At 37.8% G+C, this 25,503-nt stretch carries 20 protein-coding genes and 3 pseudogenes; 19 read left to right on the top strand and 4 right to left on the bottom strand.

The genetic code is table 11. The features are described 5' to 3' along the window. Positions 1–27 precede the first annotated feature (27 nt). Positions 28–1,185: a UDP-N-acetylglucosamine 2-epimerase gene (gene neuC, locus GILLI_RS05060; RefSeq protein WP_006988037.1), complete on the bottom strand. Its 1,158-nt coding sequence runs from the start codon at positions 1,183–1,185 to the stop codon at positions 28–30. 332 nt (positions 1,186–1,517) lie between these two features. Between neuC and GILLI_RS05055 the strand changes: the two genes are divergently transcribed. The 4 genes and pseudogenes from GILLI_RS05055 to arsB all read left to right on the top strand — a co-directional run bounded on the left by GILLI_RS05055 (position 1,518) and on the right by arsB (position 4,146). Then, entirely contained in the window at positions 1,518–1,856 is a 339-nt protein-coding gene (locus GILLI_RS05055) for an ArsR/SmtB family transcription factor (RefSeq protein WP_040506443.1), read from the top strand. A gap of 26 nt (positions 1,857–1,882) precedes the next feature. Then, positions 1,883–2,336, top strand: a pseudogene (locus GILLI_RS05050) (DUF6428 family protein). Between the two features lie 32 nt (positions 2,337–2,368). Next, positions 2,369–3,034, top strand: coding sequence for an arsenate-mycothiol transferase ArsC (locus GILLI_RS05045; protein ID WP_006988035.1), 666 nt, complete (start codon positions 2,369–2,371; stop codon positions 3,032–3,034). Positions 3,035–3,096: 62 nt separating this feature from the next. Beyond that, positions 3,097–4,146 carry an ACR3 family arsenite efflux transporter gene (gene arsB / locus GILLI_RS05040; RefSeq protein ID WP_006988034.1) on the top strand — a complete coding sequence of 350 codons (1,050 nt, stop codon included), beginning with the start codon at positions 3,097–3,099 and terminating at the stop codon, positions 4,144–4,146. A 317-nt stretch (positions 4,147–4,463) separates the two neighbouring features. On the opposite strand, the gene GILLI_RS05035 is transcribed toward arsB, so the two are convergent. Then, positions 4,464–5,522, bottom strand: coding sequence for a patatin-like phospholipase family protein (locus GILLI_RS05035; protein WP_040506442.1), 1,059 nt, complete (start codon positions 5,520–5,522; stop codon positions 4,464–4,466). 874 nt (positions 5,523–6,396) lie between these two features. On the opposite strand from GILLI_RS05035, the gene GILLI_RS05030 reads away from it, so the two are divergent. The 15 genes and pseudogenes from GILLI_RS05030 (at position 6,397) to GILLI_RS18805 (ending at position 22,194) form a co-directional block, all read left to right on the top strand. Further along, positions 6,397–6,756, top strand: coding sequence for a hypothetical protein (locus GILLI_RS05030; protein WP_006988031.1), 360 nt, complete (start codon positions 6,397–6,399; stop codon positions 6,754–6,756). Between the two features lie 4 nt (positions 6,757–6,760). After that, positions 6,761–8,365 carry a D-arabinono-1,4-lactone oxidase gene (locus GILLI_RS05025; protein ID WP_006988030.1) on the top strand — a complete coding sequence of 535 codons (1,605 nt, stop codon included), beginning with the start codon at positions 6,761–6,763 and terminating at the stop codon, positions 8,363–8,365. An 824-nt stretch (positions 8,366–9,189) separates the two neighbouring features. Further along, positions 9,190–9,318 (top strand): annotated as a pseudogene (locus tag GILLI_RS17995) (PH domain-containing protein); the annotation flags it as partial. A gap of 216 nt (positions 9,319–9,534) precedes the next feature. Then, positions 9,535–10,119, top strand: a complete 585-nt coding sequence (locus GILLI_RS05020) for an RNA polymerase sigma factor (RefSeq protein ID WP_006988029.1) — start codon at positions 9,535–9,537, stop codon at positions 10,117–10,119. Positions 10,120–10,186: 67 nt separating this feature from the next. Beyond that, a complete protein-coding gene (locus GILLI_RS05015; RefSeq protein ID WP_245545601.1) occupies positions 10,187–11,152 on the top strand; it encodes a FecR family protein in 966 nt (321 codons plus the stop codon). 94 nt (positions 11,153–11,246) lie between these two features. Next, positions 11,247–11,948, top strand: coding sequence for an STN domain-containing protein (locus tag GILLI_RS18815; protein ID WP_245545600.1), 702 nt, complete (start codon positions 11,247–11,249; stop codon positions 11,946–11,948). Between the two features lie 25 nt (positions 11,949–11,973). After that, positions 11,974–14,691, top strand: a pseudogene (locus tag GILLI_RS05010) (SusC/RagA family TonB-linked outer membrane protein); the annotation flags it as partial. 10 nt (positions 14,692–14,701) lie between these two features. Continuing rightward, positions 14,702–16,135: a SusD/RagB family nutrient-binding outer membrane lipoprotein gene (locus tag GILLI_RS05005; RefSeq protein ID WP_006988026.1), complete on the top strand. Its 1,434-nt coding sequence runs from the start codon at positions 14,702–14,704 to the stop codon at positions 16,133–16,135. 118 nt (positions 16,136–16,253) lie between these two features. Then, on the top strand, positions 16,254–17,831 hold the full coding sequence (locus tag GILLI_RS05000; protein WP_006988024.1) for a calcineurin-like phosphoesterase C-terminal domain-containing protein: 1,578 nt from the start codon (positions 16,254–16,256) through the stop codon (positions 17,829–17,831). Positions 17,832–17,918: 87 nt separating this feature from the next. After that, positions 17,919–18,848, top strand: a complete 930-nt coding sequence (locus GILLI_RS04995) for a glycerophosphodiester phosphodiesterase family protein (protein ID WP_006988023.1) — start codon at positions 17,919–17,921, stop codon at positions 18,846–18,848. A 297-nt stretch (positions 18,849–19,145) separates the two neighbouring features. Then, the gene (locus GILLI_RS04990) at positions 19,146–19,409 is read left to right on the top strand and encodes a hypothetical protein (protein WP_040506439.1); all 264 of its coding nucleotides are present in this window, start codon (positions 19,146–19,148) and stop codon (positions 19,407–19,409) included. Positions 19,410–19,909: 500 nt separating this feature from the next. Beyond that, entirely contained in the window at positions 19,910–20,344 is a 435-nt protein-coding gene (locus tag GILLI_RS04985) for a hypothetical protein (RefSeq protein WP_006988022.1), read from the top strand. A 559-nt stretch (positions 20,345–20,903) separates the two neighbouring features. Next, positions 20,904–21,536, top strand: a complete 633-nt coding sequence (locus tag GILLI_RS04980; RefSeq protein ID WP_006988021.1) for a Pycsar system effector family protein — start codon at positions 20,904–20,906, stop codon at positions 21,534–21,536. Between the two features lie 299 nt (positions 21,537–21,835). Beyond that, positions 21,836–22,078, top strand: coding sequence for a hypothetical protein (locus tag GILLI_RS18810; protein WP_040506438.1), 243 nt, complete (start codon positions 21,836–21,838; stop codon positions 22,076–22,078). Next, complete coding sequence (locus GILLI_RS18805; protein ID WP_425357527.1) at positions 22,078–22,194, top strand: glycerophosphodiester phosphodiesterase family protein; 117 nt, start codon at positions 22,078–22,080, stop codon at positions 22,192–22,194. The genes GILLI_RS18810 and GILLI_RS18805 overlap by 1 nt, the downstream gene beginning before the upstream one ends. A gap of 850 nt (positions 22,195–23,044) precedes the next feature. On the opposite strand, the gene GILLI_RS04965 is transcribed toward GILLI_RS18805, so the two are convergent. Continuing rightward, the gene (locus GILLI_RS04965) at positions 23,045–23,548 is read right to left on the bottom strand and encodes a hypothetical protein (protein ID WP_006988020.1); all 504 of its coding nucleotides are present in this window, start codon (positions 23,546–23,548) and stop codon (positions 23,045–23,047) included. Next, positions 23,538–25,145, bottom strand: a complete 1,608-nt coding sequence (locus GILLI_RS04960; protein WP_006988019.1) for a hypothetical protein — start codon at positions 25,143–25,145, stop codon at positions 23,538–23,540. The genes GILLI_RS04965 and GILLI_RS04960 overlap by 11 nt, the downstream gene beginning before the upstream one ends. Between the last annotated feature and the right edge of the window lie 358 nt (positions 25,146–25,503).

Here is a 25,503-nt window from a genome sequence, read left to right as displayed (position 1 = left end):
CTTTACCCTTTACTTAATAATGCTTTTTCAATAACAAATGGTCTTGCTGTAGGAGAGCTTTACTGTTGCCAGGATCTCAGCAATCTTAACCCCCGCATCTCCATTTCCATATAATGTTGAACATTCAAATTTTTCGGTATTGATAGCGTTTTTAATTGCCTGTTCTATTTCAACCTGATCGTATGCTACATCGGTTACGTTTCCTGCACGGCTCCTTCGGAACTGGCGGTTACCAATGTTTATTACCGGTAATCCAAGATAGGCACATTCCCTAAGGCCAGCGCTGGAGTTTCCAACCAAAGCTTCTGAGCTATTTAGCAATTTCAGGAAATCTGTGGGTTCCATGTTTTTAAAAAAGTGAATATTTTTTGGTTGTTCCAGCTCGCGGAAGGCTCTTATTCCGTTGGAAGTGCCGTCCGACCCGGCATCTACATTCGGCCAAAACCAGAAAGCAGGGTAATTCAGCGCTTTTACAGCTTTCAGGGTTTCCTGAATGTGTTTTTTCGATTCTTTATATTCGGTGGTAACCGGGTGTTGCATCACCACGATATAGCCATTTTTCCAGTCCAGGGCTGCACCCACTCCTCCGTATTTTTGTAGTGGATCAAAATCGAGATAGGGATATTCCGAGATTTCCTTTGCCAGGTCAATAGAAGGGCAACCGGTGTTGATCACCTGCTCCGGGATCTCTCCAAGTTTGATCACCCTTTCCCGTGCATCTTCACTGCACACCAGATGGAGATCGGCCAGCTTGGTGTTTGCATGACGTACTTTCTCGTCTATGCTACCGGTAACTTCCCCGCCCTGGATATGCACCAAAGGGATATTTTGATAGGCAGCAGCAATTGAAGTGGCGATTGTCTCAAACCTGTCGGCGATGGTGATCACCGCATCGGGTTTTAAATTGTAAAAAACGTTGGTGAGCTCCATCACTCCCAGGCCGGTGGTTTTTGCCATGGTGGTAGGGTTTTCCCCTTCCAGCACCATAAAAACTTTGGCGGCAATTGGGAAGCCGTCCTTTTCAATAAAATCTACCGCATTCCCATAGCGATCCAGCAAAGCCGAGCCTGCGATTACAAGTTGCAATTCCAGGTTGGGATGATCCTGAATGGCGGTTAAGGCAGATTTGATCCGACTGTAGGAAGGGCGTGCAGTGACAACTACACAAATTTTACGTTTGTTCATTCGTTTAGGGTTTGCTGTTTTCCTTTTGCTGTTAAAGGTAGCGGATTAACAAATAAAGTAAAAAGATCTTAATTGCGAATAATTGGGCCTTGAATATTATAAAAGGTGAGTGGAGGTTGGTGGTGATCTCCCGGGCGTTTAACATAACAAGGAAGGTTTAAAAACATACATATTTTTTGTTTATTAATCTACTGTATCGTAATATTGCAATGTATTGATGCTTTGGTGTGCTATACGATCTGAAAAGAAATCTCATATTGGCCAAAAAGTAGAAATAGTAGTAGCCTTGCTGGATTTTTAAAGCGGGGATCAATTTGAAAAATTATATTAAAATGGGAGTAACCAAAACCGATCTGTTTACCGAAAAGCAAAATGAACTGGCAAGTGTAGCCAAGGTTTTTGCACATCCGGCACGTATAGCCATCATTGAATATTTGCTGCAATCTAATACCTGTTTCAACGGGCATTTAGTGGAGGAACTGGGCCTGGCACAAGCTACTATTAGTCAGCATTTAAAGGAATTGAAAAACAGCGGGATCATCCAGGGAACCATCGAGGGGGTTTCTGTAAGTTACTGTATCAATTCGCAACGCTGGGCTGAAATTAAGCTTCGGTTTAACCTGTTTTTTGAAGAATTTACTCCTCCTTCAGATTATGATACTTGTTGTTAATATTTATTGTTCAAAAATTTAAACTTATGAAACTTTCAGAAATTAAAGATATTCTGCGACAAGCAGATTTATTACAGTTTGTACTGCCGGACGGAAACCTTGTTCCGCGGCATTTTCACGTTACCGAGATAGGAAAAGTCACGAAACATTATATTGATTGTGGAGGGACGGAACGATTAGAGGAAGTGATCAATTCAACTTTGGAATGCCAATGACTATGATCACCGAATTCATCCTGAAAAATTGATCCACATCATAGAGTTATCTGAAAAAGCCCTTAAACTGCCGGATTTGGAAATAGAAGTGGAATATCAGGGACAAACCATCCAGAAATTTGGACTTGATCACGATGGCAGGAATTTTTTGCTTACATCAAAAAATACCGACTGCCTGGCTAAAGATAAATGTAATATTCCATTGGAAACACTTCCTGTTTCCGTGCAAAATTCTGCTTGTAAGCCAAATTCCGGGTGTTGTTAAGTTGAATAAAATCCAACCTTACTACCAATCAAATGCACGAAACCAATAATAATCTCTTTCAGAAAGTAGAGGAAAGCATCACAGCTTTAGACCTCTATTCTATTTCAGAAGAAAGAAAGAAGATTTTACAACCCCTTGTTGAATATATTCAGGAAAAAGCTGAAACTAAACAGCTGGTAAGCCTAAACTTCATTTGTACCCACAATTCCCGAAGAAGCCATTTGTCACAAATTTGGGCACAGGCTATGGCTGCGCATTATAATATTCAAAATGTGTTTTGCTATTGGGGAGGAACGGAAGCAACCGAATTGTTTCTTAAGGCCGCCCAAACATTGGAAGAACAAGGCTTTGAGATTACGAAGCTTTCCGAAGGGAAAAATCCGGTGTACAGCATTAAATTTGGTGAAAATGCCCATCCAGTAGTAGGATTTTCAAAAACCTATGAGAATGCATTCAATCCGGTATCCGGCTTTGCCGCTATTATGACCTGTTCGCAGGCCGATGCCGGTTGTCCTTTTATCGCCGGAGCAGAAAAGCGTATCCCCATTACCTATGAAGATCCTAAAGCTTTTGATGGAACTGCGGAGCAAAACCAAAAGTACCTGGAGCGCAGCACACAGATCGCAACCGAATTAAAATATGTTTTTTCACAAATTCAGGAACTTCAGGGCAACCCCGCGAAGTATGAAATAAAATAGATTTAAAGTTTCGAGGCAAGTCTCGGGAAAAAAACCCCTCAATGAGGGATTAAAGTACAGTAATGGCAGCTAAAAAGGAAATCGCGTTTTTTGAAAAATATCTAAGTTTATGGGTCACCCTTTGTATTGCAGCCGGCATTTTTATTGGATTTATTGCCGGTGATGCCATGCAGGTAATGAGCACCTGGGAGATATACCATGTAAATATCCCTATTGCAATTCTCATCTGGATGATGATCTACCCTATGATGCTTCAGATAGATTTTACCAGTATAAAAAAGATTGGGAGGAGGCCTAAAGGTATTATTTTGACATTGGTCATGAACTGGCTGGTAAAACCCTTCACCATGGCATTTTTTGCCTGGATCTTTTTCACCAAGATATTTGCAGCGTTTATAGATCCCGCCCTGGCCGGTGAGTATATTGCCGGGGCTATTATCCTGGGTGCGGCGCCCTGTACTGCCATGGTTTTTGTATGGTCTTATTTAACCGATGGGGATCCTAATTATACTTTAATGCAGGTATCTGTCAACGATCTTATTATTTTGGTGGCATTTGTTCCCATTGTAGGATTATTACTGGGCATAACGGATGTAGTGGTGCCCTATGAAACCCTCATTTTAAGTATATTGATCTACGTGGTGATTCCTTTGGTTGCCGGAATTCTTACAAGTAATTTACTCATTAAAAAACAAGGGGCAGACTGGTTTAAATTAGATTTTTTGCCAAAATTAAAGCCCGTGAGCATCATTGCCCTGTTGCTTACGCTGGTTTTGCTTTTTGCATTTCAGGGAGAAAATATTCTTAATAATCCGCTGGTTATTTTCCTTATCGCTGTGCCGTTGATCATTCAAACCTACTTTATCTTTTTTGCTACCTGGTTTACCGGAAAAAAATTAAAATTAACTCATCCCGTATGTGCGCCGGCGGCAATGATTGGTGCAAGCAATTTCTTTGAACTTTCAGTGGCAGTGGCAATTGGATTGTTTGGGCTGCAAAGTCCGGCGGCTTTGGTTTGTGTGGTAGGGGTTTTGGTGGAAGTGCCGGTGATGCTTTCTCTGGTGGCCTATGCAAATAAAAATAACTATGAGATCGATATTATAGACCAATAGAACGGCATGCAGGTATACCATTTTAGAGATTTATCAAATGCAAGGTAGAATCAATATGAAACGTTTAATCCCTCATTGAGGATTTAACCCGCCTGACCGTCGGGAAGATTCCCCGTCCCGTAGCTTTGGGGATGCCCCGGGGTTCTTGATTAAATTAGATTGTTGAAGATGAAAAAATAGTGGTTCAATACATTCCGAGTAATTGTCACCTGAAATTAAAGAGCCCGTAAAAATCGAGATGTACGGTTTTGAAGATATTACTCTATATTTAAAACTCTTACCGGCCTAATATTCTAACTATTTCAATCTTTGGCGTATCAAATTTCCAGAAATTCAAAAATTTGATCTTTTTCCCTATCGAAGACCTCATTAGCATATTGGATCATCGCTTTGAGCAGGTCCTTTCTTTTTACGTCCAAACCCACAGTTTTGCCTCTGATTAATCCCGGAGCTTCGGGTAAATCGAAATATAGCTGAATTCTTTTATATTGATCCTTTCCCAAAAGTTGGTTTACGTAATAGTCTGAGGCCTGCATATTAGTTTCGGTAAGCATATCGGGTAAGTATTTCACCCATTGAAGATTTCCCCAGTCTCCATTTTTTTTCTTTTTTATTTCTGAAGATGAAATATAATTATGATTAGAAGTTCCACAACCCAGTGAAAATATTTTTACATCCTTCAATTCTTTACCTAAACCTTTCATTTTACCATCCGGATGCCGATACTCCTTTACTCCGTCTTTTCGTTTATTTATAGCATAAGCTAAAGCTGCCATAGCCGGGTTATTAAGTGAAACTCCACCATCAATGTGATCCTTGTAAATAGGGAAATAAGTGGGCCCTGCCGATGTCATTAAACACAGGTCTGTAAGACTAACATCCTGATCTCTCATAAAGTCACTGTGAAAAATTCGGGGTCTAAAATTCATGGGTCTGCTTTTTGCAGAAACCTTAGTATTTACCTCCTCAGGATTTAGATCAAAGCTGCAGACCATTAGCCTGGCTTTACCGTTAGAATTCCTTTCTCTAATATCCTGAAGCGTATTGTCTTCAAAAATATTTTTGAGGATTGACTTGAATTTTTTATTGGAATAATCTGCGCCAATATTTTTTCCAAATCCGTCTCTAAGATCATCCCACCCGGAATCGTGAAAAATTTCAGCAGATTTTTCAAGATAAAGTTTGAGCATTTCTCTGGTTGATATCCCGTATGCATAACCGGTACAAAGTATACCTCCGGTAGAAGTCCCCGCCATCAAGTCGTAAAGATCTACAGGATGTTTTCCTGTTTCCTCAAAAATCCTGTGAAGAATAGTTGCAGGAATCACTCCTCTGGTGCCGCCGCCGTCAATAGAAAGAATTTTAAGATTGGTCATAATATTGACTTTCATTGAAGTTAATAAAAAGACTTAATATATCTCTGTAAAGAAAGTTTCCTGAGTTGTACCTATGGTTTAAACTTTCAGAAATATGAGAGATGCTATATTGGTTATAAATCTTAGGGAGCAGGTGAATTTTGAAAACCATCAGGTAAAAAATTCCCTTACTGTTTCTGTTTAATTTAAAGATATAAAATTATTCTTTATATATTTTGATCGAATATCTCGTTAAGGCAATTAAATACTCCTACAAAATAAAAGTTGAAGGTTTAGAAGCACTTATCTTATTTTTCTGTAAATGAATCATTTAAATGTTTTAACCTCATCTCTGAATAAATCCATTCTGCCGGCGGAAGCCATAAAATTCATTTTGTCAAAAATTAGTTAAGGGTAATTCCTTGAACTCATTTTAAGCAGATTGTAATAGAACCAGTAATGTGTCCAACTAAATTTACTCGATAATCGAGATTTAAATGCTCCGAGGCTTGCCTCGAAATTAAAATATTATTTCCTGTGGATGCCTCGTGAGCTTGCTCCGGTAAAGTTTTTTTGACTTGGTGGAATATGAATGATTACGGGCAATTCGGATGTTTTCATTATTTACACCTTGCTTTGGATTACAACATAGAACTTTCATAATTTAAATTTTTTTTTCTAAAAACACTGATACAGTGAAGCTGTCTTTAATCTTAAACCGGACATTACGGATTTTAAATATGAACGGAAAGAGATTTTATTTTCAAAAAAAGCATAATTTTATGTACAAATCAATAAATGAAACTTTTAAGCTTGTAAAAAGTTTTGAAGCATCCCCAACAGTGCTCATTGTTTGGTTTTTACAGGGTCAATAATTTTTTTAATATCGCACCATATGAAACCATGCCTTAAGTTTTATTTGAAGACGGTATTGATCGCAGCGTTATTCTTTCTTATGTCATCCTGTTATTCCGTTCGTATTGTTAGCACCATGGGATCCCCGATGCCTCCCGATGAAATGGAAAGGGACGATTGGTACCGTGACAAAATGGTTGTGGAGATTGACACTGTTATCAAAGCCGGAATTACTACTGAAGGTATTTCCTTTCGTGTTTTGAGGGAAGGTTGTGAAACAGGAAAATTATTTTCCGTTGAATATAAAAACACCTTCGGGGGAAGCCTTCTGTACCTTATTTCTTTCGGTAACAAACGCAAAGTGAAGCTCAAATATGTTTGTATGAAACCTGAAAATTGATGTCATGGCTACAACAACAGTATTCAATAAAACAGAATGGGATACCTTACATAAAAATGGGCCATTCCCTTTAAAAAAACTCTACATTACCAGGCTTGAAGGAAAGGCCAATATGCCATCAACCGTAGGCCGCTACAATGACGCCGCGCTTGAAATACAACGGTTGCTCAAGGATAGTCGCGATAATAACGAAGGGTTCAGGGCATATGGCTCTCGTTGGTCTATGTCCAGTATCGCACACCAGCACGAGCGTGTACACCAGAATAATTTAATGAACCTGGACCTCAATATCTTTCCTCAGGATGTGCACCCTCAATCTCCATTCGAGGCAGAAAATTTATATTTTTTTGAATGTGGAAATACCATTAAGGAGATATCACAAAAATTAGAAGAACACGGCAAATCACTTAAAACCTCAGGTGCCAGTAATGGCCAGACCATAGCGGGTTGTATTTCCACAGGGGTTCACGGATCAGCCTTGGATGTAGGTGCTGTACAGGATTATGTGGTAGGTCTTAATTTGATTATTGGACCAAACCCGGATGACAATATCTATTTAGAACGGCATACCCATCCCGGACTTACCGATGCTTTTGCCCAAAAACTGAATGCCAAAGTAATACGCAATGACGGTCTTTTTAATGCCGCGCTGGTAGGCCTGGGCTCATTTGGTTTTGTCCACGGAGTGCTTTTGGAAGCAGAAAACCTCTTTTTGTTAAAACGCTATGTGCGAAAAATAGATAAGCAAATAGCGCTGGAACTTGCCAGAACTTTGGATTTCAAAAATTCCCTTTTTAAAATTGGAGGCGAAGTGGATGAAGAGGGAAAGCCGTTACGCCCGCACCACTATAAGGTTTTTATGAACCCTTACACAAATGAAAGCGAATATGTGGTAGAAGTCATTTACAAAAAACCGTATAAATTGCCCTATCCCGATCCTTTCACCAAAATACAAAAATCGATTTATCGCGACCTGATTTACCTACTGATCAAAATAAGTGAAAGCTTTCCGTCCAGTATTCCGTGGTTTATAAAAAGGTTAGAAAATACAATCCTTCCGGCAGTAAATGAAGAAACTATAGGAACCCTTTACGAAACTTTTTGGGACGCCGCCTACCAGGGGCCGTCCTTTGCCTGTTCTGTGGGTGTAGATATCAGGGATTCCGTTCAAGCATTGAACGTTATAAGCGCAATGACCAAAAATGAAGGTCCCATTCCCGGTATCTTTGCAATGCGTTTTGTAAAACAATCCAATGCAACACTTGCGTTTACAAAATTCCCAATTACCTGTATGCTGGAAATAGATGGTGTGCTTTGGAGCAAGTCAAATAAGCTTATGAGTCTGGAGGAATACGGTCGCCGTATGATTGAAGTGCTTCAACAAAACAATATTTCATTTACCCTACATTGGGGGAAAAATTCAGATTGGAGATTTCCGGGCCTGGTACAAAATATGTATGGTGAAAATGCCAAAACCTGGAAAAAATACAGAAGCAGTTTGCTTTCAAAGGATATGGCCAAAGTATTTTCGAATGATTTTATCAATACCATTGGATTGTCGGAATACCAGGAAAATAGTCCCCCGGGTTTGATTGCCTCCTTGTTGTAAGGTTAAGGATTAAACTTGGATATGATCGTGTGTTTAATTTTCCTTTGATAATTTCCTGATATATTAAGATCTCCAGATTTTAAAAGATTTAGGGGCATGTATTTAAATGTATTTAAAGTAATGAACTTGCAATATGATTTCGGAAAATTAGCAGCGGATGATAAATTCGGCCTTAAATTACAGGATCTTTTATAATAGATTATGGTTTCAGAAAAGATTGATATTCTGTTAAAAAATTGATTGGCTCTGAATATTAATATAGATGACAATGCATTCGATTAATGATTTAGCAAAAAGCGTTGGTAAATATTTCCGGCTGAATGATGAAGAAATGGGAATCATAATGGAGGAAGTCTTAATCTGTGGTTAGGAATTGGAAAGCTATGGCCGATGAAATAAGCATTTCAAAAAAAGAGCAATATCTAATTGAAAGTGCCTTCCACTATTAATTTCTGTAAGTACCCGATAAACCTAAATCTTATATTACCTGTCTTTATTTAATTTTTTGACTTCTCCGATACATTTTTCTGCTGCTCATCCAATTTTGTTCTTAACGCCTGCAAATCATCCCTGATCTTTCTGTCAACAATTTTTGCATAATGCTGAGTTGTTCTCAAATCTTTATGACCAGGCATTTTGCTTACCGATTCTATAGAGACTCCATTGATGACTCAATTTCCTGGCAAGGTGAGTGGTAATTGGTTTTTTTTGTCCCACACAGCTTAGCTGTTTTTTTTTCAAATAAAAGCATTGGACTTTTTTTTTGCTGAAAACCGGAAGGATAAAATTTCCATCCTTAACATTCACTCTAAACAGACGGAACCTTTAATTTGGATGCCGAATTAAAAACCTGGTTTTCCGGTGAAAATGTGCCAAGTGTGAGTAAACGCTTTAATAGAAGTATAGATATCTATGTACAACGATATCTTGCTGAGAAAGTCATACAGGAATAAAGCACAGATTACCCGCTACAAATGTTATCAGAATAATTCGATGAGTGTCTGAAAGACTTCCTTAGAGGATAATTGATTACACCACCATTTTACAGATAAATCGAACACTAGAAATTTAAATTTTGTCTTGAATTTAATTTTTCATAACCTAAGCTTAAAACTTAGAAAACGGGAAGCCCGGTTTAAAGGCTTTCTTTTGGGAAAGCCTAAATTTTAATGAAAACGAACGCAATTTCCATATCAGACCAGCAGTTATTAACAGATTTGAGTAATGGGAATGATACCGTTTTTCCTTTAATTTTTGACAGGTATTGGAAAAGGCTCTACTCTTACGCCTATAAAATCTACCGCGATGATAAGGTTTGTGAAGATATTGTACAGGAGATCTTTATTAGTCTTTGGGAGAAAGCTTCAGAATCACAAATATTAAACCTTGAGGCTTATTTGTTAAGATCGGTGAAATACCGGGTAGCCAATCATTTTAGAAGTTTAAAATTCTCCAATAGCCAGGAAGAAATTCTTGAGAATATTCCTTATCCTTCCAATTCTGTTCTTAGTCTCGAATATCAGGAGTTTGAAAAAGAAGTGCTTTCTCAGGTGAAAAAATTGCCGCCAAGATGTCGGGAAATTTTTATTCTTAGCCGTTTCGATAATTACAGTAATTCAGAAATTGCCGAGAAACTGGATATTTCTATTCGTACTGTAGAAAAGCAAATAAGCAACGCGCTTTCATACCTTAAAGCTAATTTAGTGAATTGCCATATTGCCGGTTTTATTACCACAATGTTGCTTCAATGTTAAACACCCTTCTTCAATATTAAGAGTCTTTTAAGAGTTGATTTTTGCGTACGTGTTCTCTTCAAAAAATGTGACTTATAGTCAAAAGCAGGTTTTGAATAAACATGAACTTATTTATTTGGCAGAAAAGTATGCGATTAAAAAAGCAAATTCTCAGGAAAAGCTGGCGATAGATATTTTTCTCAAAAAAATGCAGGAGCAGGAAGTTTATTCTTTTGTGAACCTGGACCAGGCAAAGCGTGATAAAATCTTTCGCGGAATAGAGTGTAAAATCCAGCTCAAAAAGATCTCCCGAAAGAAATACTGGCAAAGCATCATTGCATCAGCGGCTGTTTTATTACTGCTAATGGGTACCGTTTTGCTCAGCTTGATACTTGATAATAATCTTACCCAGGTTGCTGCCAAAGGCGAAAAGAAAGAAATTGAACTCAATGATGGGAGCAGGGTTTTCTTAAATTCTGGTTCTAAAATAAGCTATCCTAAAAACTTTAAAGAAGACCGAACGATCACCCTGGAGGGGGAAGCATTTTTTGAAGTTGCTCCAAACCCTGAAAAACCTTTCCAAATTAAAACAGGGAGCATAGAAACTAAAGTTTTAGGTACCTCATTTAACATTAACGCATATTCCGAAGGGAAGGAAAAGATAAGCGTTAATTCCGGTATCGTTGAAGTTTCCAATGAAAACAATCCTTCTCAAAAAATATTGCTGACCAAAAATATGCAACTAAGTTTTGGACAGGACGATAATCCAAAAATTTCTAAAGAGAATAGTGCCAACTATAATGCCTGGACTAAAAACATTATTGTCTTAGATAAAACAAGTTTGGGAGAAACCGCAAAAATTCTTGAAAACTGGTTTGAAGTAACTATTGAATTTGCCAATCCTCGCTTAAGAAAACTCACTATTTCCGGAAAGTTTAAAGATGAAAATCTGGAAACCGTATTACAAAGCATCGCGCTTATCAAAGACTTACAAATTGATTATAAAAACCCTAAAAACATAGTTATAAGAGAACAAACAGAAAGCAATAATTGAATTAGCCACGTAAAATTACAAACCCGTTTCTGCTGCAACAGAAACGGGCTATTTAAAAATTAAACTACAAATATTAATCTATAGCCAAATTGTAATGAATACTAAACTACAATTTTTTCCAAATTATTTAACCAAATCTTACCTGTTTTTGGTGGTGGGAATACTCATTTGTTCTGCTGGAACAAAAGCCTGGTCGGCAATTAACAATGATATTCAAATCAGTATACAAGTTAAAAATGCTTCAATTACCGAAGTTTTTTCAGCTATCGAAGATGAAACCGGTTTTACCTTTGTTTTTGATGAAAGCATAAGTAATGCAAATCACAGTTTTACTTTTCAGTTTGAAAATGAAAGATTAGAGAGAATATTTCAACGAATAACTACTAAAACTGGTTTTCAGTTCAAAAAGATAAATCATACCATAAGTGTTATGAAACCAGACATTCAGCAACTTACCGCGAACGGTAAAGTGTTTGACGCTGATGGATTACCACTTTCAGGCGCAACAGTAGTGGAGCTTGGAACAGCCAACGGAACTATTACTGATTTTGATGGCAATTTTATTTTAAATGTTTCTGAATTTCCCATAATACTGAAAATTTCCTTTATGGGTTTTAAGTCCAAAGAGGTAAGTGTGGAAGATTCAGAGCCTATTCAGGTAAGTCTGTCGGAAAATGCCAATGCACTTAATGAAGTAGTGGTTACTGCATTAGGAATAAAAAGAGAAGAAAAAAGATTGGGTTTCTCCCAGCAAACTGTAAAAGGCCGAAAATCTTTCTCAAGCCGTACCCAATAACTGGTCAGCGGGATTAAAGGGGAAGGTTTCAGGTTTGAATATTGTGTCTACAGGCTCTGGGCCAATAAATTCGCAGCAAATTACCCTGCGTGGAAATAATTCGCTTAATCCTAACGGGAATTATGCGCTAATCGTGGTAGATGGGGTTCCTATAAATACTGAAATGACTACCTCTGGTTCTTCCAATGCCTATATGGGTGGAGATTCTCCGGTAGATTTTGGAAATGGAATTTCAGACCTCAACCTGGAAGATATAGAAAGTGTTTCGGTTTTAAAGGGAGCGGGTGCCACTGCACTTTACGGTAGTCGTGCTGCTAACGGAGCATTAATAATTACTACAAAATCGGGTTCCAATCAAAAAGGTTTGGGTATTTCTTACAACACCAGCACTACTTTTGACGTGATCCAGCGTTGGCCAGATTTTCAATACGAATATGGGCAGGGTACAGGAAAATCTTTTAACGATGCCGGTGAGCCTTATTATTCTTATGGAGGTTCAGATGATGGAAACAGCACAGGTGGAACTAGTAGCGCCTGGGGGCCTCGTTTTAATGGACAATCTTATTATCAATATGATCCTGCAATTGGCGGACAATCTGAAGAGCGGCAACTGTGGAGGCCGTATGAAGATAACCGTAAGGATTTTTGGAATACGGGTTTTACTACCAACAATAATGTAACGCTACAGGGAGGTGACAAAAACGGATCAATGCGGGCTTCAGTAGGGCATCAACTTAACGAATGGATAATGCCCAATACCGGGTTTGAGCGACTTACCGCTTCCGTAAATGCCAGGTATAAAATTTCCAAAAACATAGAGGTTGGTTCTACCCTAAATTATAATACCAGGAATAGTGATAACCTTCCGGGTACCGGTTACAATAACGGCTCTATCGCATATTTTATGATCTTTCAAAACCCTAATGTAGATTTGGATTGGTTGCGACCTATCTGGCAAGAGGGGCAGGAAAACCTTGAACAAATTCAGCCTTTTAGTTCTTATATAGATAACCCATTTCTAATTGCGTACGAAGCGACAAATTCTTTGGCCAGTAACCAGCTAATTGGTAACATATTTTCCAATATCCAGCTGGCTCCTAAATTGAATTTAATGCTGCGTACTTCTTTGAATACCTATCATCAGGATAGAGAGCAAAAGCGGCCGTACAGTATTAATCGTTATTCTCGTGGGTATTTTAAAACGCAGGATGTATGGAAACAGGAAGTAAACTCAGATTTTTTACTTACCTATGAAGATGAAATTAGTAAAGATCTTTCATTTTCTATTTCTGGAGGTGGAAATGCGATGGACTATAAATATCGGCGCACAGATGCTGCTGTAGATGGTTTGGTTGTGCCAAATGTTTATAAGCTAGCCAATGGAATAAATAACCCCATTGTGAATACGTATGATCGTAACAAGAAAATAAACAGTTTGTACGGTCTGGCTTCTTTCTCGTTTAAGGATATGGTATTTTTAGATGTAACCGGCCGTAACGATTGGTCCAGCACACTTCCCACGCAAAATAATTCGTTTTTCTATCCTTCGGCAAATACCAGTATAATCCTTTCTGAAATCTTTGATTTCTCAGGGCCGGTAGATTATTTAAAATACCGTATTTCTTTTGCCGAAGTTGGTAACGATACCGATCCTTACAGAACCAGCAAATATTATAGTCAAAATGCCTTTCCAAGCTCTGCAGTGGCACCTACAAATTTATATAATGCCAACTTCAAGCCTGAGATAACCACCAGTTACGAGACTGGTATTGAAGCCAGGCTTTTTAATAACAGAATCAACCTTGATGCTACAGTTTACCAAACCACTACCAAAAACCAGATCATCTCGGTTCCATTGGATATTACTACAGGTTACAACTCTGGCGTATTGAATTCAGGAGAGGTAAGAAATCGTGGGATAGAATTAGCGATTAATGCCAAGATTATCGATGGAGAAAAATTTAAATGGGGTACTAACCTTACCTGGGCCAGAAACTGGAATAAAGTACTGGAACTGGCCGATGGTATAGACGGGCAGCAAGAAATTGGAAACGGTGGCCAAGCAAGGATAATTGCAAAGGTTGGGGGTACTGCTACTTCCATATACGGTGCCGGGTTTGTTCGATCTCCTGAAGGAGAAATAGTTTACGATAACGGGGGCTTACCAGCCTATCCCGATGATATCATGTATATAGGAGATGCCAGCCCAGATTGGCGTGCAGGATTACAGAATAATTTCAAATTTGGAAATTTTGGGCTTAGCGTCTTATTAGATGGCCAGTATGGAGGGATTATTTATTCCCAATCGCATCATAAATTCACCCAAATGGGAAAACTTAGATCTACTTTCTTTGGCCGTGAAGAAGGCGTTATTGTAGGTGAAGGAGTGGTATTAAATGAGGAAGGCTCTTATTCTACCAATACTACGGAAGCTATTACCCCAGATTGGTACAACCGCTATTATAGAAGGGCTAACGTCGAGTCCAATTCCTTTGATGCTTCCTATATAAAACTCAGGGAAGTTAGTTTGCAATACAATTTTCCAAAACTTTGGCTCCAGAATAGTGCGATTCAGGGAATAAATCTATCGCTCTTCGGACGAAACCTAGCGGTAATATCAGATTTTCCAATCTATGATCCTGAAACCGCTGCCTTGAACGGCGATACCATTTTACCCGGTGTAGAGATGGGGCAAATGCCATCTCCGGCAACTTACGGATTTAATATACAAGTGAATTTATAACTATTTTATTATGAAAAATATAAAAAATATAAGTGCAGTGTTTTTAGCTTTATTTTTGATGCTTGCCTGCACGAAAGACTTTGAAGAAATAAACGAAGATCCAAACCGCATAGCGGAAATAAGTCCGGGAACTTTAATTAATCCAATTATCTATGGTTTGGCTACACACAATGCCAACCGAAGCGCAAGCATCACTTTTGACTTAATGCAGGTTTCCCTGCCATTTCCAAGTGTGTCCGGAGGTTTACACCGTTATGATGTAAGCCCAAATATTGGAAATTCTTCCTGGTATAATTATTACCGGTGGTTGAATAATATCAACGAAATGAGAACCGCTGCCGAAGAAGCCGGTGATGTAAATTATGAGGCTATTGCACTTACTTTAAACGCCTGGGTGTATGCAAACCTAACCGATATTTTTGGGCCGGTACCAATGACAGAAGCGGTAAAAGGAGAAGAAGGAAATCTTTATCCGGCATTCGATTCCCAGCCTTTTATTTATGACACAATTCTAGCAGACCTAGAGCGGGCCAATGAGCTTTATGATACAGAAGCAGCTATGGTCTATGCGGATGACATCCTGTTTCAAAACGATGTGAGTAAATGGCAAAAATTCACCAATTCCTTGAGAATGCGCTTGCTTCTAAGGGTTTCAGGTGTGGAAGAAATGAATGCTTTTCAGCAACTCACCACAATGATCAATAATCCTGAAACTTATCCCGTGTTTGAAAATACAGAGGAGTCGGCGATTTTGCAAGTTACTGGGGTAACTCCCAATGTATCTCCCTGGGGAAGGCCACAGGATTTCAGGTTAAGTGTAAATTTAACAGAGTTCTTTGTTGATATTTTAAACGAGTTGGAAGATCCAAGACGTCCTGTTATTGGAACAATGGCAAGCGATTTAGATAACAACTTAATTGGCTATAAAGGCATTACCAGCGCGTATGCAGGCCCAGAATCTCAATTTGAATTCAATGCCTCTACCTTCAATATTGAACAGGTGGAAAACCCTATGCAGATATTTTTGCTCACTTATGCTGAGGTTGAATTTATTAAAGCCGAAATGGCACAACGAGGTTTTACCGGAGATGCTGAAACTCATTATTTAAACGGTGTAAATGCAGCCATAGATCAGATGGAAACTGAGGTACCCGAAGATTATTTTGAGAATGAGCTGGCGCACTATGATGGTACTTTAGAACGCATCATGCTTCAAAAGTATTACGCACTTTATTTTACCGATTATCAGCAGTGGTTTGAATATAGAAGAACTGGTTTTCCGGAACTTCCAAAAACTGAGGCCATGCAAAATGATGCAATGATGCCGGTTAGGTTTACCTACCCGCAGGATATTCAGGTAAATAATCGGGAGAATTATCTGGAAGCCATAGAAATGCTTGGAGGCAGTGATAATATTAACGTCAAAGTTTGGTGGGATAATTAGTAGCTAGAAAAAATAAAAATGAAACCAGCATGATGCTGGACGCAAAATTAAGGAATACGCAGGGAGATGATTATAAGCCTGTGATGAATTCCCTTTATGCGGTTAAATTTATAAACAGATGATAAAAATAATAGTATTTGCAATAATTAGTGTATTGAGTTTAAACCTTTATGCACAGAAAAACGTTACAGGTTACGTTTTTGAAGACTCTAACCAAAACGGTAAAAAAGACCGGCGGGAAAAAGGAATATCTGAAGTAGCCGTTACCAATGGCCGTGAGGTGGTGCAAACCAATACTGAAGGAAAATACGAATTACCTATTGGCGAAGACAATATTATTTCGGTAATAAAACCATCGGGGTATAAAGTTGGAAAAAATGAAGATAATTTACCTCAGTTTTTCTATATCCATAAACCAAAAGGATCCCCAAATTTAAAATTTAATGGCGTTGAAGCTACCGGAAAATTGCCAAAATCGGTTGATTTTCCTCTAATTTCTTCTGAAGAAAAAGAAGATTTTACCGCACTTATATTTGGAGACCCGCAGCCTTATACCCAACAGGAAATCGATTATTTTGCCAAGGGGGTAGTGGCCGAAGTGGAAGGGATAGAGAATGTTCCATTTGGTTTAAGTCTTGGCGATTTGGTAGGAAATGACCTGGACCTCTTTAATCCATATATAAAAGCCGTAAAGAAGGTGGGAATCCCGTGGTACAATTTGCTGGGCAATCATGATATAAATTTTGATGTGGAGAACGATATACTTTCCGATGAAACCTACGAAGCACATTTTGGCCCCGCCAATTACGCTTTTAATTACGGCAAGGTACATTTCCTGATTTTGGATGATGTTTTGTATCCAGATCCCCGGGATGGAAAAGGTTATTGGGGAGGTTTTAGGGAAGACCAGTTTGAGTTTATAGAAAATAACCTAAAGCAGGTGCCAAAAGATCATTTGATAGTAATCGCGATGCATATTCCTCTTAGTGAACCCGATGGCGTAGATACTTTTCGTGATAAAGACCGGGACCGGCTTTTTCAACTATTAAAAGAATTCCCAAACACACTTTCGCTTTCGGCGCATACCCACATTCAGCGCCAGGATTTCTTTGGCAAAGAAGAGGGGTGGCAGCAGGATAAACCACATCATCATTACAATGTAGGAACCACTTCAGGTGATTGGTATTCGGGAAAATTGGATGAAAATAATATTCCTGTTTCTACAATGCGAGACGGTACCCCAAAAGGCTACGCGTTTATCAATTTCGATGGAAACGAGTATAGCATTGATTATAAAGTTGCCGGAAAGCCTGCAGCATATCAGATGGAAGTTTTTTCGCCAAAAGTAGTTGCCAAGGGTAGGAGCACCAGGGCAGGGATTTATGTGAATTTCTTTATGGGAACCGAAGGCGATGAGGTCCTATATCGATTTGATGATGGTGATTGGAATGAAATGCAATATTTGGAAGAATACGATCCTTCCTACGTAGAAATGGTATATGAATGGGATTTAACCGAAGAATTGATGCACGGCAGGAGATCCTCCAATCCTATTAAAACGGAGCATTTATGGCGGGGTGATATTCCCACCAAACTGGAAACTGGTGAACATACAATAGAAATAAAAGCTACTGATATGTTTGGGAAAACCCATGCGGCTAGAAGTAGTTATCGATTAGCAGAACCAGTTGAGTAGTTGAGTTTAAATTTTGTGTTTCTTTTGCAAGGCCTGCCCAAAGTTCTTTATTTTTACGGGTGGGCCTTTATTTTAAAATTAATTTAGATGAAAATTATAAAAAACATATTACCTGCTTTCTTGATAATTGCTTTAGGTTGTAAGCACGATAAGGAGCAAAAACAAGAGGTTCAAGGAACCAAACCAGAAGCACAAAGTATTCAGGTGCAGGGGCATCGTGGTGATAGGGGGAATTTTCCCGAGAATAGTATCCCTGCATTTATAAGTGCGGTAGAAAAAGGCGTGGATGTGATCGAGTTGGATGTAATAATTTCCAAAGATAAAAAAGTAGTAGTGTCCCACGAGCCATTTATGCATTCATTATATGTTTTGACTCCATCGGGCGATACAATTTCTGAAGAAAATCAGGAAAAATTTAACCTTTACGAGATGACGTACGATAGCATCAGGAAATTTGATGTTGGTTCTAAAGGAAATAAATTATTTCCTGACCAGCAAAAGCAAAAAACCTATAAACCTTTACTTGCCGAAGCGATAGACTCCATAGAAAATTTTATAAAAAAGAATAATCTGGAAAAGGTAAAATATAATATTGAATTGAAATCTTCAGCAAATGAATATGGTTTTTATCAGCCGGAACCTAAAGAATTCGTAGAATTGGTGATGCAGGTTATTCAGGATAAAAACCTTCAGAAAAAAATGAATTTACAATCTTTTGATGTCAATATTCTCAATCAAATTCATCAAAAATATCCTGAAGTTGAAACAGCCTATTTGGTATATATTGAAGGGATTCAAAAGAACCTTGATTTACTTAATTTCCGACCGGAAATTTACAGTCCGGATTATGGATTAGTAAAAAATGCTGCTTTTGTAGATTCTATTAAAACTATGGACATGAAATTAATTCCCTGGACGGTTAATGAGCCTGAAGTCATTAAAAAAATGATAGAACTAGAAGTTGATGGTATTATCACCGATTATCCGGAACGGGTGCTCCAGGTGACGAATTTTTAATTTTTAGTTTTAATTATCTTTTCTAAATGTAACTAAATTAAAAATTGTCAGATTTTTCAAGTAAACAAGAACCTCTCGTAAAGCCTTGAACAACTATGTTTCTATAGGCGTTCACCTCCATTACAGGTCCAGTTGCATATCTAAACAGAATTTCGCAGGAAGAGGATTTGTTAAAGCTTTATTTTACCGGAAAGCACTTTGGCTATTGCCTCCTTGCCGCAATTCACTTAGAGCTTGTGGTAAATATTGCGAAGGTGAAAACAACTTGTTTCTAATGCTATATTTACTTTATGCCGAATGTTGGAACAATATAGAACACCAAAAGGTGAAGGCGTAAGAACGGATGATGGTTTTGAAGAAGGAATGGAAATTCCAATTTATTACGATCCCATGCAAGCTAAGCTTATCATTTGCGGAAAAACTAGAGAAGAAGCCATACAATTAATGATTCGGCTATTGACAAATATGAAGTTCAAGGAGTGCAAAACATACTTCCATTTAAAGAAATCGTTTTTGAACATGAAAATTTTAGAAGTGGGAATTTTGATACCCATTTGGTGAAAAAATTATTATTCAGAAGAAAAATTGGCTGGTAAAATAGAAGAGGAAGCAAAACATGCGGGCTTAATTGCATTGAAGTAATATTTGAAGGATCAGTAATTAACCAGATTGCCGCACAATTAACTACTAATTAATTACAATTGAAATGTATATTTATTTTTCGTCCAGCAGGGAGCTAATCATCACTTCATCTTGTACCGAAGCATCGGGAGAACCTTCGGCTTCCTGCCTCCAAAGCATGCGCGATAACCGGGCTAGGCTACAACCCGAATAATTCGGTTCCCGAAATGTTTAAGCCTCATATTTAGAGCCATTGCAAGATTAAAATTACCCTATGTTAAAACATAAAAATCAATATGAAATAACTAAAATCTTGCTTAATTTTATATAGTAGTTTAGAAATTATGGTAATACAAAAAAAAATATAACTAAAAGGAAGTGATAGATAACTAAGCATTTCCTTAGTTATCGAAATAATATTAATTTAAACACTTCGTATTATGAAAACTTTATTTCTAACATTGGCATTAGTAGTGTTTTCAGTATCAATTACTGCTCAAGACTACGCAAGAGTTTCAAACACCTCCTTAAAGACCAAACCTTCTGCGGCTCACATTAATCCACCCTCAAAATTTACAACGGATGTGATGGCAAAAGAAAGATTTAAGTATCGTGATTTTTTGAGTAAATCAAGAAAGTCTGATGAAAACTTCCAAATAGGTCAAAAGATTTATACTAAAAAACAGCTGGCCCAACTGCTAAGAAAAAAGGCAAGAAAGTCGGTAAATCAAAACCAATTTATTCAATTCATGATTGATGAGAACCCTCAGTTTAATGGCTACTTCTCAAAAGAGGAAATGGTCTCATTATATCAGAAATTCAGAGAGGGTACCTTCAATAATTATGTTAATGACTTAGCTTCTGACTTTAGGTAGAGTAAATACTGGAATCAAACTTAAACAGTATTGAAACAAAAAAATATACTTTTTTTCATCCAATCACTAAGCCTAAGTTCAACACATAAATGCAACCCAAATTAAAATCATTGGGGGCTTGTTCCCAATGATTAGTCAAGTAATAGCAAGGAGGGAGGATTTAAACTATAAAGACCTGTATCAATATAAGGCAAGGCAGACGAAATTTAAAAGTGGCAACCTTAAGAATACCAGAGGAGACATACGAGACAAGGTGTCAATACATAATCGTCCCGATGTGGTGGGAACCGGCAGATAGAACCATCTGACCACCACCCTGAACCTTCTGGAAGGCAAGGACTCCAAAGTTGTTCAAGAGAAAAAATGAATAAGAAAGTTAGGCTAAATTAGTCCAATAGAAAAGCTAAAATATACTTGATCAAATGCATTTATCACTTGAATATCATCTTAATATGCCAAATAGAAATAAAATAATATTTAGTATATTCACTATACTCCTCGCAATCCTCATTGCCGAACGTTTATACCCTTAAAAGTAATAAATACTAAATATACATATATGGAGGAGAACTCAATAAATCCGGATGAGGAAGCTTTGAAATTAAAGAAAAAAGTTTTAAAAGAGAATAAGAAAAGAAAGGATGCGAGCGAAAGGGCTTTTACCAGTATGCTTACAACCACGAGCCGAAACCATTATATTATGAACCAGATGGTGGATCGTAAAGCACGTATTTTATTGACAATTAATGCACTGGTTATTTCAATTATCATTGGCAAAATTATTGTGACCCCCAATATCCTTGATTTTAATTTTGTGATATTGGGGGTTGCAGCTATCACGTCTTTAATATCTATGATTTATTCTATGCTTGCGATTACACCAGAAGGGTCACACGGTAAATTATCTTTAGATGATCTTGGCTATAAGAAAGGCAACCCACTATTTTTCGGTAACTTTAAAGATTTGCGCTTAAAAGATTATAGGGAGGCTATGTTGTCAATGACCGGGAATATATCTTTAATACATAACTCTATGATCGAAGATATATTTTTTTTAGGGAAGGCATTAGAACGAAAAAGACTATTCCTTAAATACTCACTTTATTTTCTAGTTGGCGGCATTAGTATTGTTTTATTTACGGCATTAATTTTCCAAATCTTATTTTACTATACTCCTTTAGATACCAATTAACTAATACTGAAGCCATTGAAAGAAAATATAATTAAATTTTTTAAAAAACTCTAAGAATAGTACTGAAGGAGTATAACTGAGCACAATTAGAGGCTGTCCAAAAGTTCAAAACATTTTCTTTTATTGCTCATATCACTTAATGATTATATCTACTGCCAACATTGCTTTAAATAGATCTAGGATCTTCCCTATTTTTAAAGAAAGATAAATTCTATATTATGAAGTATTAATGGATCAAGACCAATAGTTGTGTTTATGCAAAAATTGTGGTTAATCTATAGAGGAAGAATTCTACATGTTTGACTCCCCTAAATTGGCGGGGTGGCAGCAAAGATAAGCCACATCATAATTACAATGTAGGGTCCACTTCAGGTGATTGGTATTCAGAAAAATTGGATGAAAATAATATTCTGGTCTCCAATGGTGGGATTCAAAAGAACCTTGATTTACTTAATTTCCGACCGGAAATTTATAGTCCGAATTATGGATTAGTAAAAGACACTGCTTTTGTAGATTCTATTAAAACTATGGAAAAGAATTAATTCCCTGGACGGTTAATGAGTCTGAAGTCATTAAAAAAATGATAGAATTAGAAGTTGATGGTATTATCACCGATTATCCGGAACGGGTGCTTCAGCTACTAAAAATTCAAAATTAAGATTCTATAAATTTGAGTATTTTAACCTATAATTTTCTTAATTATTTTGAAATACTAAACCTTGAATTTTACATCAGTGGCTTGACTAACCTTCAGTTCGTTTTATATTAATCAATAGTAGAATAGGTTATTGAGAAATGGAGCAGTCACAAAAATGAACTATTAATGCAGTGGTAGTGTCCCGGTAGGGAACTGGTAGCGGGACGTTTAAACCTGCTTAATAAACATTAAATGAACAAGCCTTTGGGTCTACCAACAACCACAAAATCCAGTAAATAGGTTCAATGGCAATTGAAAAACCCCTATAATGAAATAAACAAACAAACAAACAAAAAAGAAAAGGCTATAGGAAATTATTTTTTTTAAAATTTCCTATAGCCTTTTCTTTATGCTTTCAATTTTTGCCTGTTTTTGAACGGAAAAAGAGGTGAAACAGTCTTTTATCTGTACGCTTTTTTTCCTTCTGGTTTTTCTCCAAAAACAGGTATGCAAATAGGTATATAAAATGCCTCCTATAATAGCTTTCAGGTTAGGGTAGGAATCAAATCTAATAGAAAAGGCCTTTCTCACGCTCCAGCCTTCTTCTTCCCTAATCCTTAAGTTCAGAAAAGACCAATTTATCCTGAAACAGCCGAGCCATCGAATGTTCAATTATATAAATAAACTTGGATTTAAGTTGGACAGAGAATTGATTGAACCAGTCAACAAACTTCCTTTATGGACGTTTAAAAAAGGAATTTAGTGTAAACTCTATTCAATGGAGGTTAAAATTTATGTTGAGCCTAGAAATACAGGGGAAATCCGTTGCAATTTGATGAAATATCCTTATTTGAAGAAACTCTTACCCAAATTACCTGATACTTGCCCTATCTATCTTTGGCGGGATACCCTGTGGAAACCGGGCGAACTTGCTTAATTCTTCATAGCTCATCACCTGTTCGTTATAAGTAAAGGCATTGGCACCGCGCGCCGTGACAACAGATGTTACCACTGCGTTTACCGGAGCCGTAAATAATGCAAAGTAACCATGACTTACCGTAGATAGCGTGTAGACGGGGATGGTCCAGGCATAACTTTTTGGCTGCGCATAGGTGAGTTTGAATTTCTCTATATCACTTACCGGTAAATTGTGCAGCTTTTTAATTGAATCCGCGGCAGTTAGGACAAACAGAGTTTTACTATCGACGGCAATTAACTCACCTTCAATTTCGGCTCCCGAGAGCTGTTTTATCTCTATATGGGAACCGTAGGCACTGAAGGGAACCTCCTCCAGTTTGGGTACATATTTGGGAGCACTGCAACTGCTAATAAAACTTATAAGCAGGAGTATTAAGATGAGAGGTTTAGGTTCCATAATGAGGAAAGTTTTTGGTATCTATTTTTGAATTCCAGAATTCCTGCTCCATACTGCGCTCGTACTCTTTATAGCTTTTTGCTTCCTCTTTGAGATATCTGCTGGGATTGTCAACCATCTGTTTAAGTTTGAGAATATCCTTTTCCTTTATCCAGCTTTCCCGCATCCACTCAATATAATAGCCTCCTGAAACCAGGAACAGCTCGTATTCCTGGGGCGCTCCCGGTACTTCAAAAATAAACTGATATTCGTTTCCAGGCATTGAAATTAAGTAGCGCTCGTCGCCAAGAATCTCAGCTTTTGCAACAGCATCTGTAATTCCCTTTTTCTTCACTTCACAAACGTCCAACACTTCCGGTTCCACCTTTTTCACAATATTGGTCAATTCAACCTGGTCCAGTCGCCAGAGGCCTTTATTAAGAACAAGCTTAACTTTTATTTCCTCCCCTGTAACAGAGGAACTGAAAGGAAGGATCTGTCGGTTGAATGCAATAGGCCCGGTTTCATAAAATCCGGCCTGGAATTCCCAGTCTTCTTTCTTAGGGTTCCATACATATATGTCGATCTTACCCAATTCTTTCTTGATCCCGTTCTTAAGTTTTTCTGCAGTTGAATCTGAAGTTTCTATCCTGGCGAAAATGTCCCCCACCTCATCTCCCATATAACCCATAGCACTGTATATGAAATAGGTGGTCATGAGTGTTTGTCGAAAACTTAGTGACAGGCCAAGGCTTTCTGGCTTTTTTACGTCTTCAAACGTAAGGAAGATCTCTTCTCTACTGCTAAGGTTCTCTTCATCTGCCAGGGAAAACCGTTCCTTACGATCTGCCTGTTGCAGCAGGCCGGTGATTTCACCTTCTTTACCTACGGCTTTTTTCAGACTATAGATATTTCTGCAAAGGTAAAACTCGTCCTGTGGGGATTGGTGTACCCTTTCATCCTTTTGGAGAGGAAAGGCGATAAGATTTACAGAATTCACTACATGGGTTTCCAGCGCCTCATTTTTCATCGTAATGGAGAAGGAATTTTCGTTGATGAACTGGGGATTCAGAGCATCAATATCTGAGTATTCCATCGAAGGGGAAATGGCAGTTGAAAAACCTTCGGCATCGGCATAATGAAAGTTATCCTGTGCATCTATATAAAAAGTAGGACAAGAGCCAAAGCAAGCCTTTGGGTTGGTAAGGCAAAAGACTCCTATCGCGACGTCCACGCCGGCCAGAATTCCTAGAGCCCTTATTCGCTTCTTTTCTGTGCCCTCCAGTTTGGAATTGGTTTCAAAAATGGCTACACTATCTATCTGGATAGAAATTTGACCTTCAGAGATTTTTTTCCGATTAAAGTCATATGAACTCCCCTTCCCTATAACGAGATCCTGAATGGTATCAACAGCCCACATTTCCCGGAAGATATGAACTTCCCCATTCTTAAGATGAGCTTTAAGAAATTGCTCCTCCTGTAACTTTTCTCTCTGGTGGATAAGAGAGTTAGTGTCGGTGTAGTTAGACCTAAAAAAGAATGGGTTGGGCGAGCAGGTGATTAACAAAAAAAAAGCAGCCAAAAGCCCCATCATGCAAGAAAAATAACTTTTTTTCATACCCATCAGTTTAGGTCTATTTTTAACCCTGCATCCATAAGCTATAAACTTATTTTGCGATGATAAAATTTTGATTACTTTAAAAGTATGTAGATGAAATGAACATTCCTATGGGGGCAGATAGGTATTTTTATAGCAGGGAATCTATAACTGGAGGAGAGAATTTACTGAAAGAAAAATGATCTTCTTTTTATGAAAGTTTGAAAAAAGTTGTTGAGATTTAAAGTACCTCCCAGGTTGTCTTCCTGAGTAAATCCGAATTTATGTTTTGGAGTTACTGAAAATTCTCAACTAAAATATTGTTTATCAGGCAGGACTTTCTTCTACCCTTAACTTCTCCCTCAAGGTGATCGCATTT

Source organism: Gillisia limnaea DSM 15749, assembly GCF_000243235.1.
Lineage (GTDB): Bacteria > Bacteroidota > Bacteroidia > Flavobacteriales > Flavobacteriaceae > Gillisia > Gillisia limnaea.
The sequence above is the reverse complement of the archived record's forward strand: the minus strand, read 5'-3'. Positions and strand labels throughout refer to the sequence as shown.

Coding starts and splice junctions, on each gene's coding strand:
- neuC (WP_006988037.1), bottom strand. CDS start 1,185: ATGAACAAACGTAAAATTTGTGTAGTTGTCACTGCACGCCCTTCCTAC.
- GILLI_RS05055 (WP_040506443.1), top strand. CDS start 1,518: ATGGGAGTAACCAAAACCGATCTGTTTACCGAAAAGCAAAATGAACTG.
- GILLI_RS05045 (WP_006988035.1), top strand. CDS start 2,369: ATGCACGAAACCAATAATAATCTCTTTCAGAAAGTAGAGGAAAGCATC.
- arsB (WP_006988034.1), top strand. CDS start 3,097: ATGGCAGCTAAAAAGGAAATCGCGTTTTTTGAAAAATATCTAAGTTTA.
- GILLI_RS05035 (WP_040506442.1), bottom strand. CDS start 5,522: ATGACCAATCTTAAAATTCTTTCTATTGACGGCGGCGGCACCAGAGGA.
- GILLI_RS05030 (WP_006988031.1), top strand. CDS start 6,397: ATGAAACCATGCCTTAAGTTTTATTTGAAGACGGTATTGATCGCAGCG.
- GILLI_RS05025 (WP_006988030.1), top strand. CDS start 6,761: ATGGCTACAACAACAGTATTCAATAAAACAGAATGGGATACCTTACAT.
- GILLI_RS05020 (WP_006988029.1), top strand. CDS start 9,535: ATGAAAACGAACGCAATTTCCATATCAGACCAGCAGTTATTAACAGAT.
- GILLI_RS18815 (WP_245545600.1), top strand. CDS start 11,247: ATGAATACTAAACTACAATTTTTTCCAAATTATTTAACCAAATCTTAC.
- GILLI_RS05005 (WP_006988026.1), top strand. CDS start 14,702: ATGAAAAATATAAAAAATATAAGTGCAGTGTTTTTAGCTTTATTTTTG.
- GILLI_RS05000 (WP_006988024.1), top strand. CDS start 16,254: ATGATAAAAATAATAGTATTTGCAATAATTAGTGTATTGAGTTTAAAC.
- GILLI_RS04995 (WP_006988023.1), top strand. CDS start 17,919: ATGAAAATTATAAAAAACATATTACCTGCTTTCTTGATAATTGCTTTA.
- GILLI_RS04990 (WP_040506439.1), top strand. CDS start 19,146: ATGTTGGAACAATATAGAACACCAAAAGGTGAAGGCGTAAGAACGGAT.
- GILLI_RS04985 (WP_006988022.1), top strand. CDS start 19,910: ATGAAAACTTTATTTCTAACATTGGCATTAGTAGTGTTTTCAGTATCA.
- GILLI_RS04980 (WP_006988021.1), top strand. CDS start 20,904: ATGGAGGAGAACTCAATAAATCCGGATGAGGAAGCTTTGAAATTAAAG.
- GILLI_RS04965 (WP_006988020.1), bottom strand. CDS start 23,548: ATGGAACCTAAACCTCTCATCTTAATACTCCTGCTTATAAGTTTTATT.
- GILLI_RS04960 (WP_006988019.1), bottom strand. CDS start 25,145: ATGAAAAAAAGTTATTTTTCTTGCATGATGGGGCTTTTGGCTGCTTTT.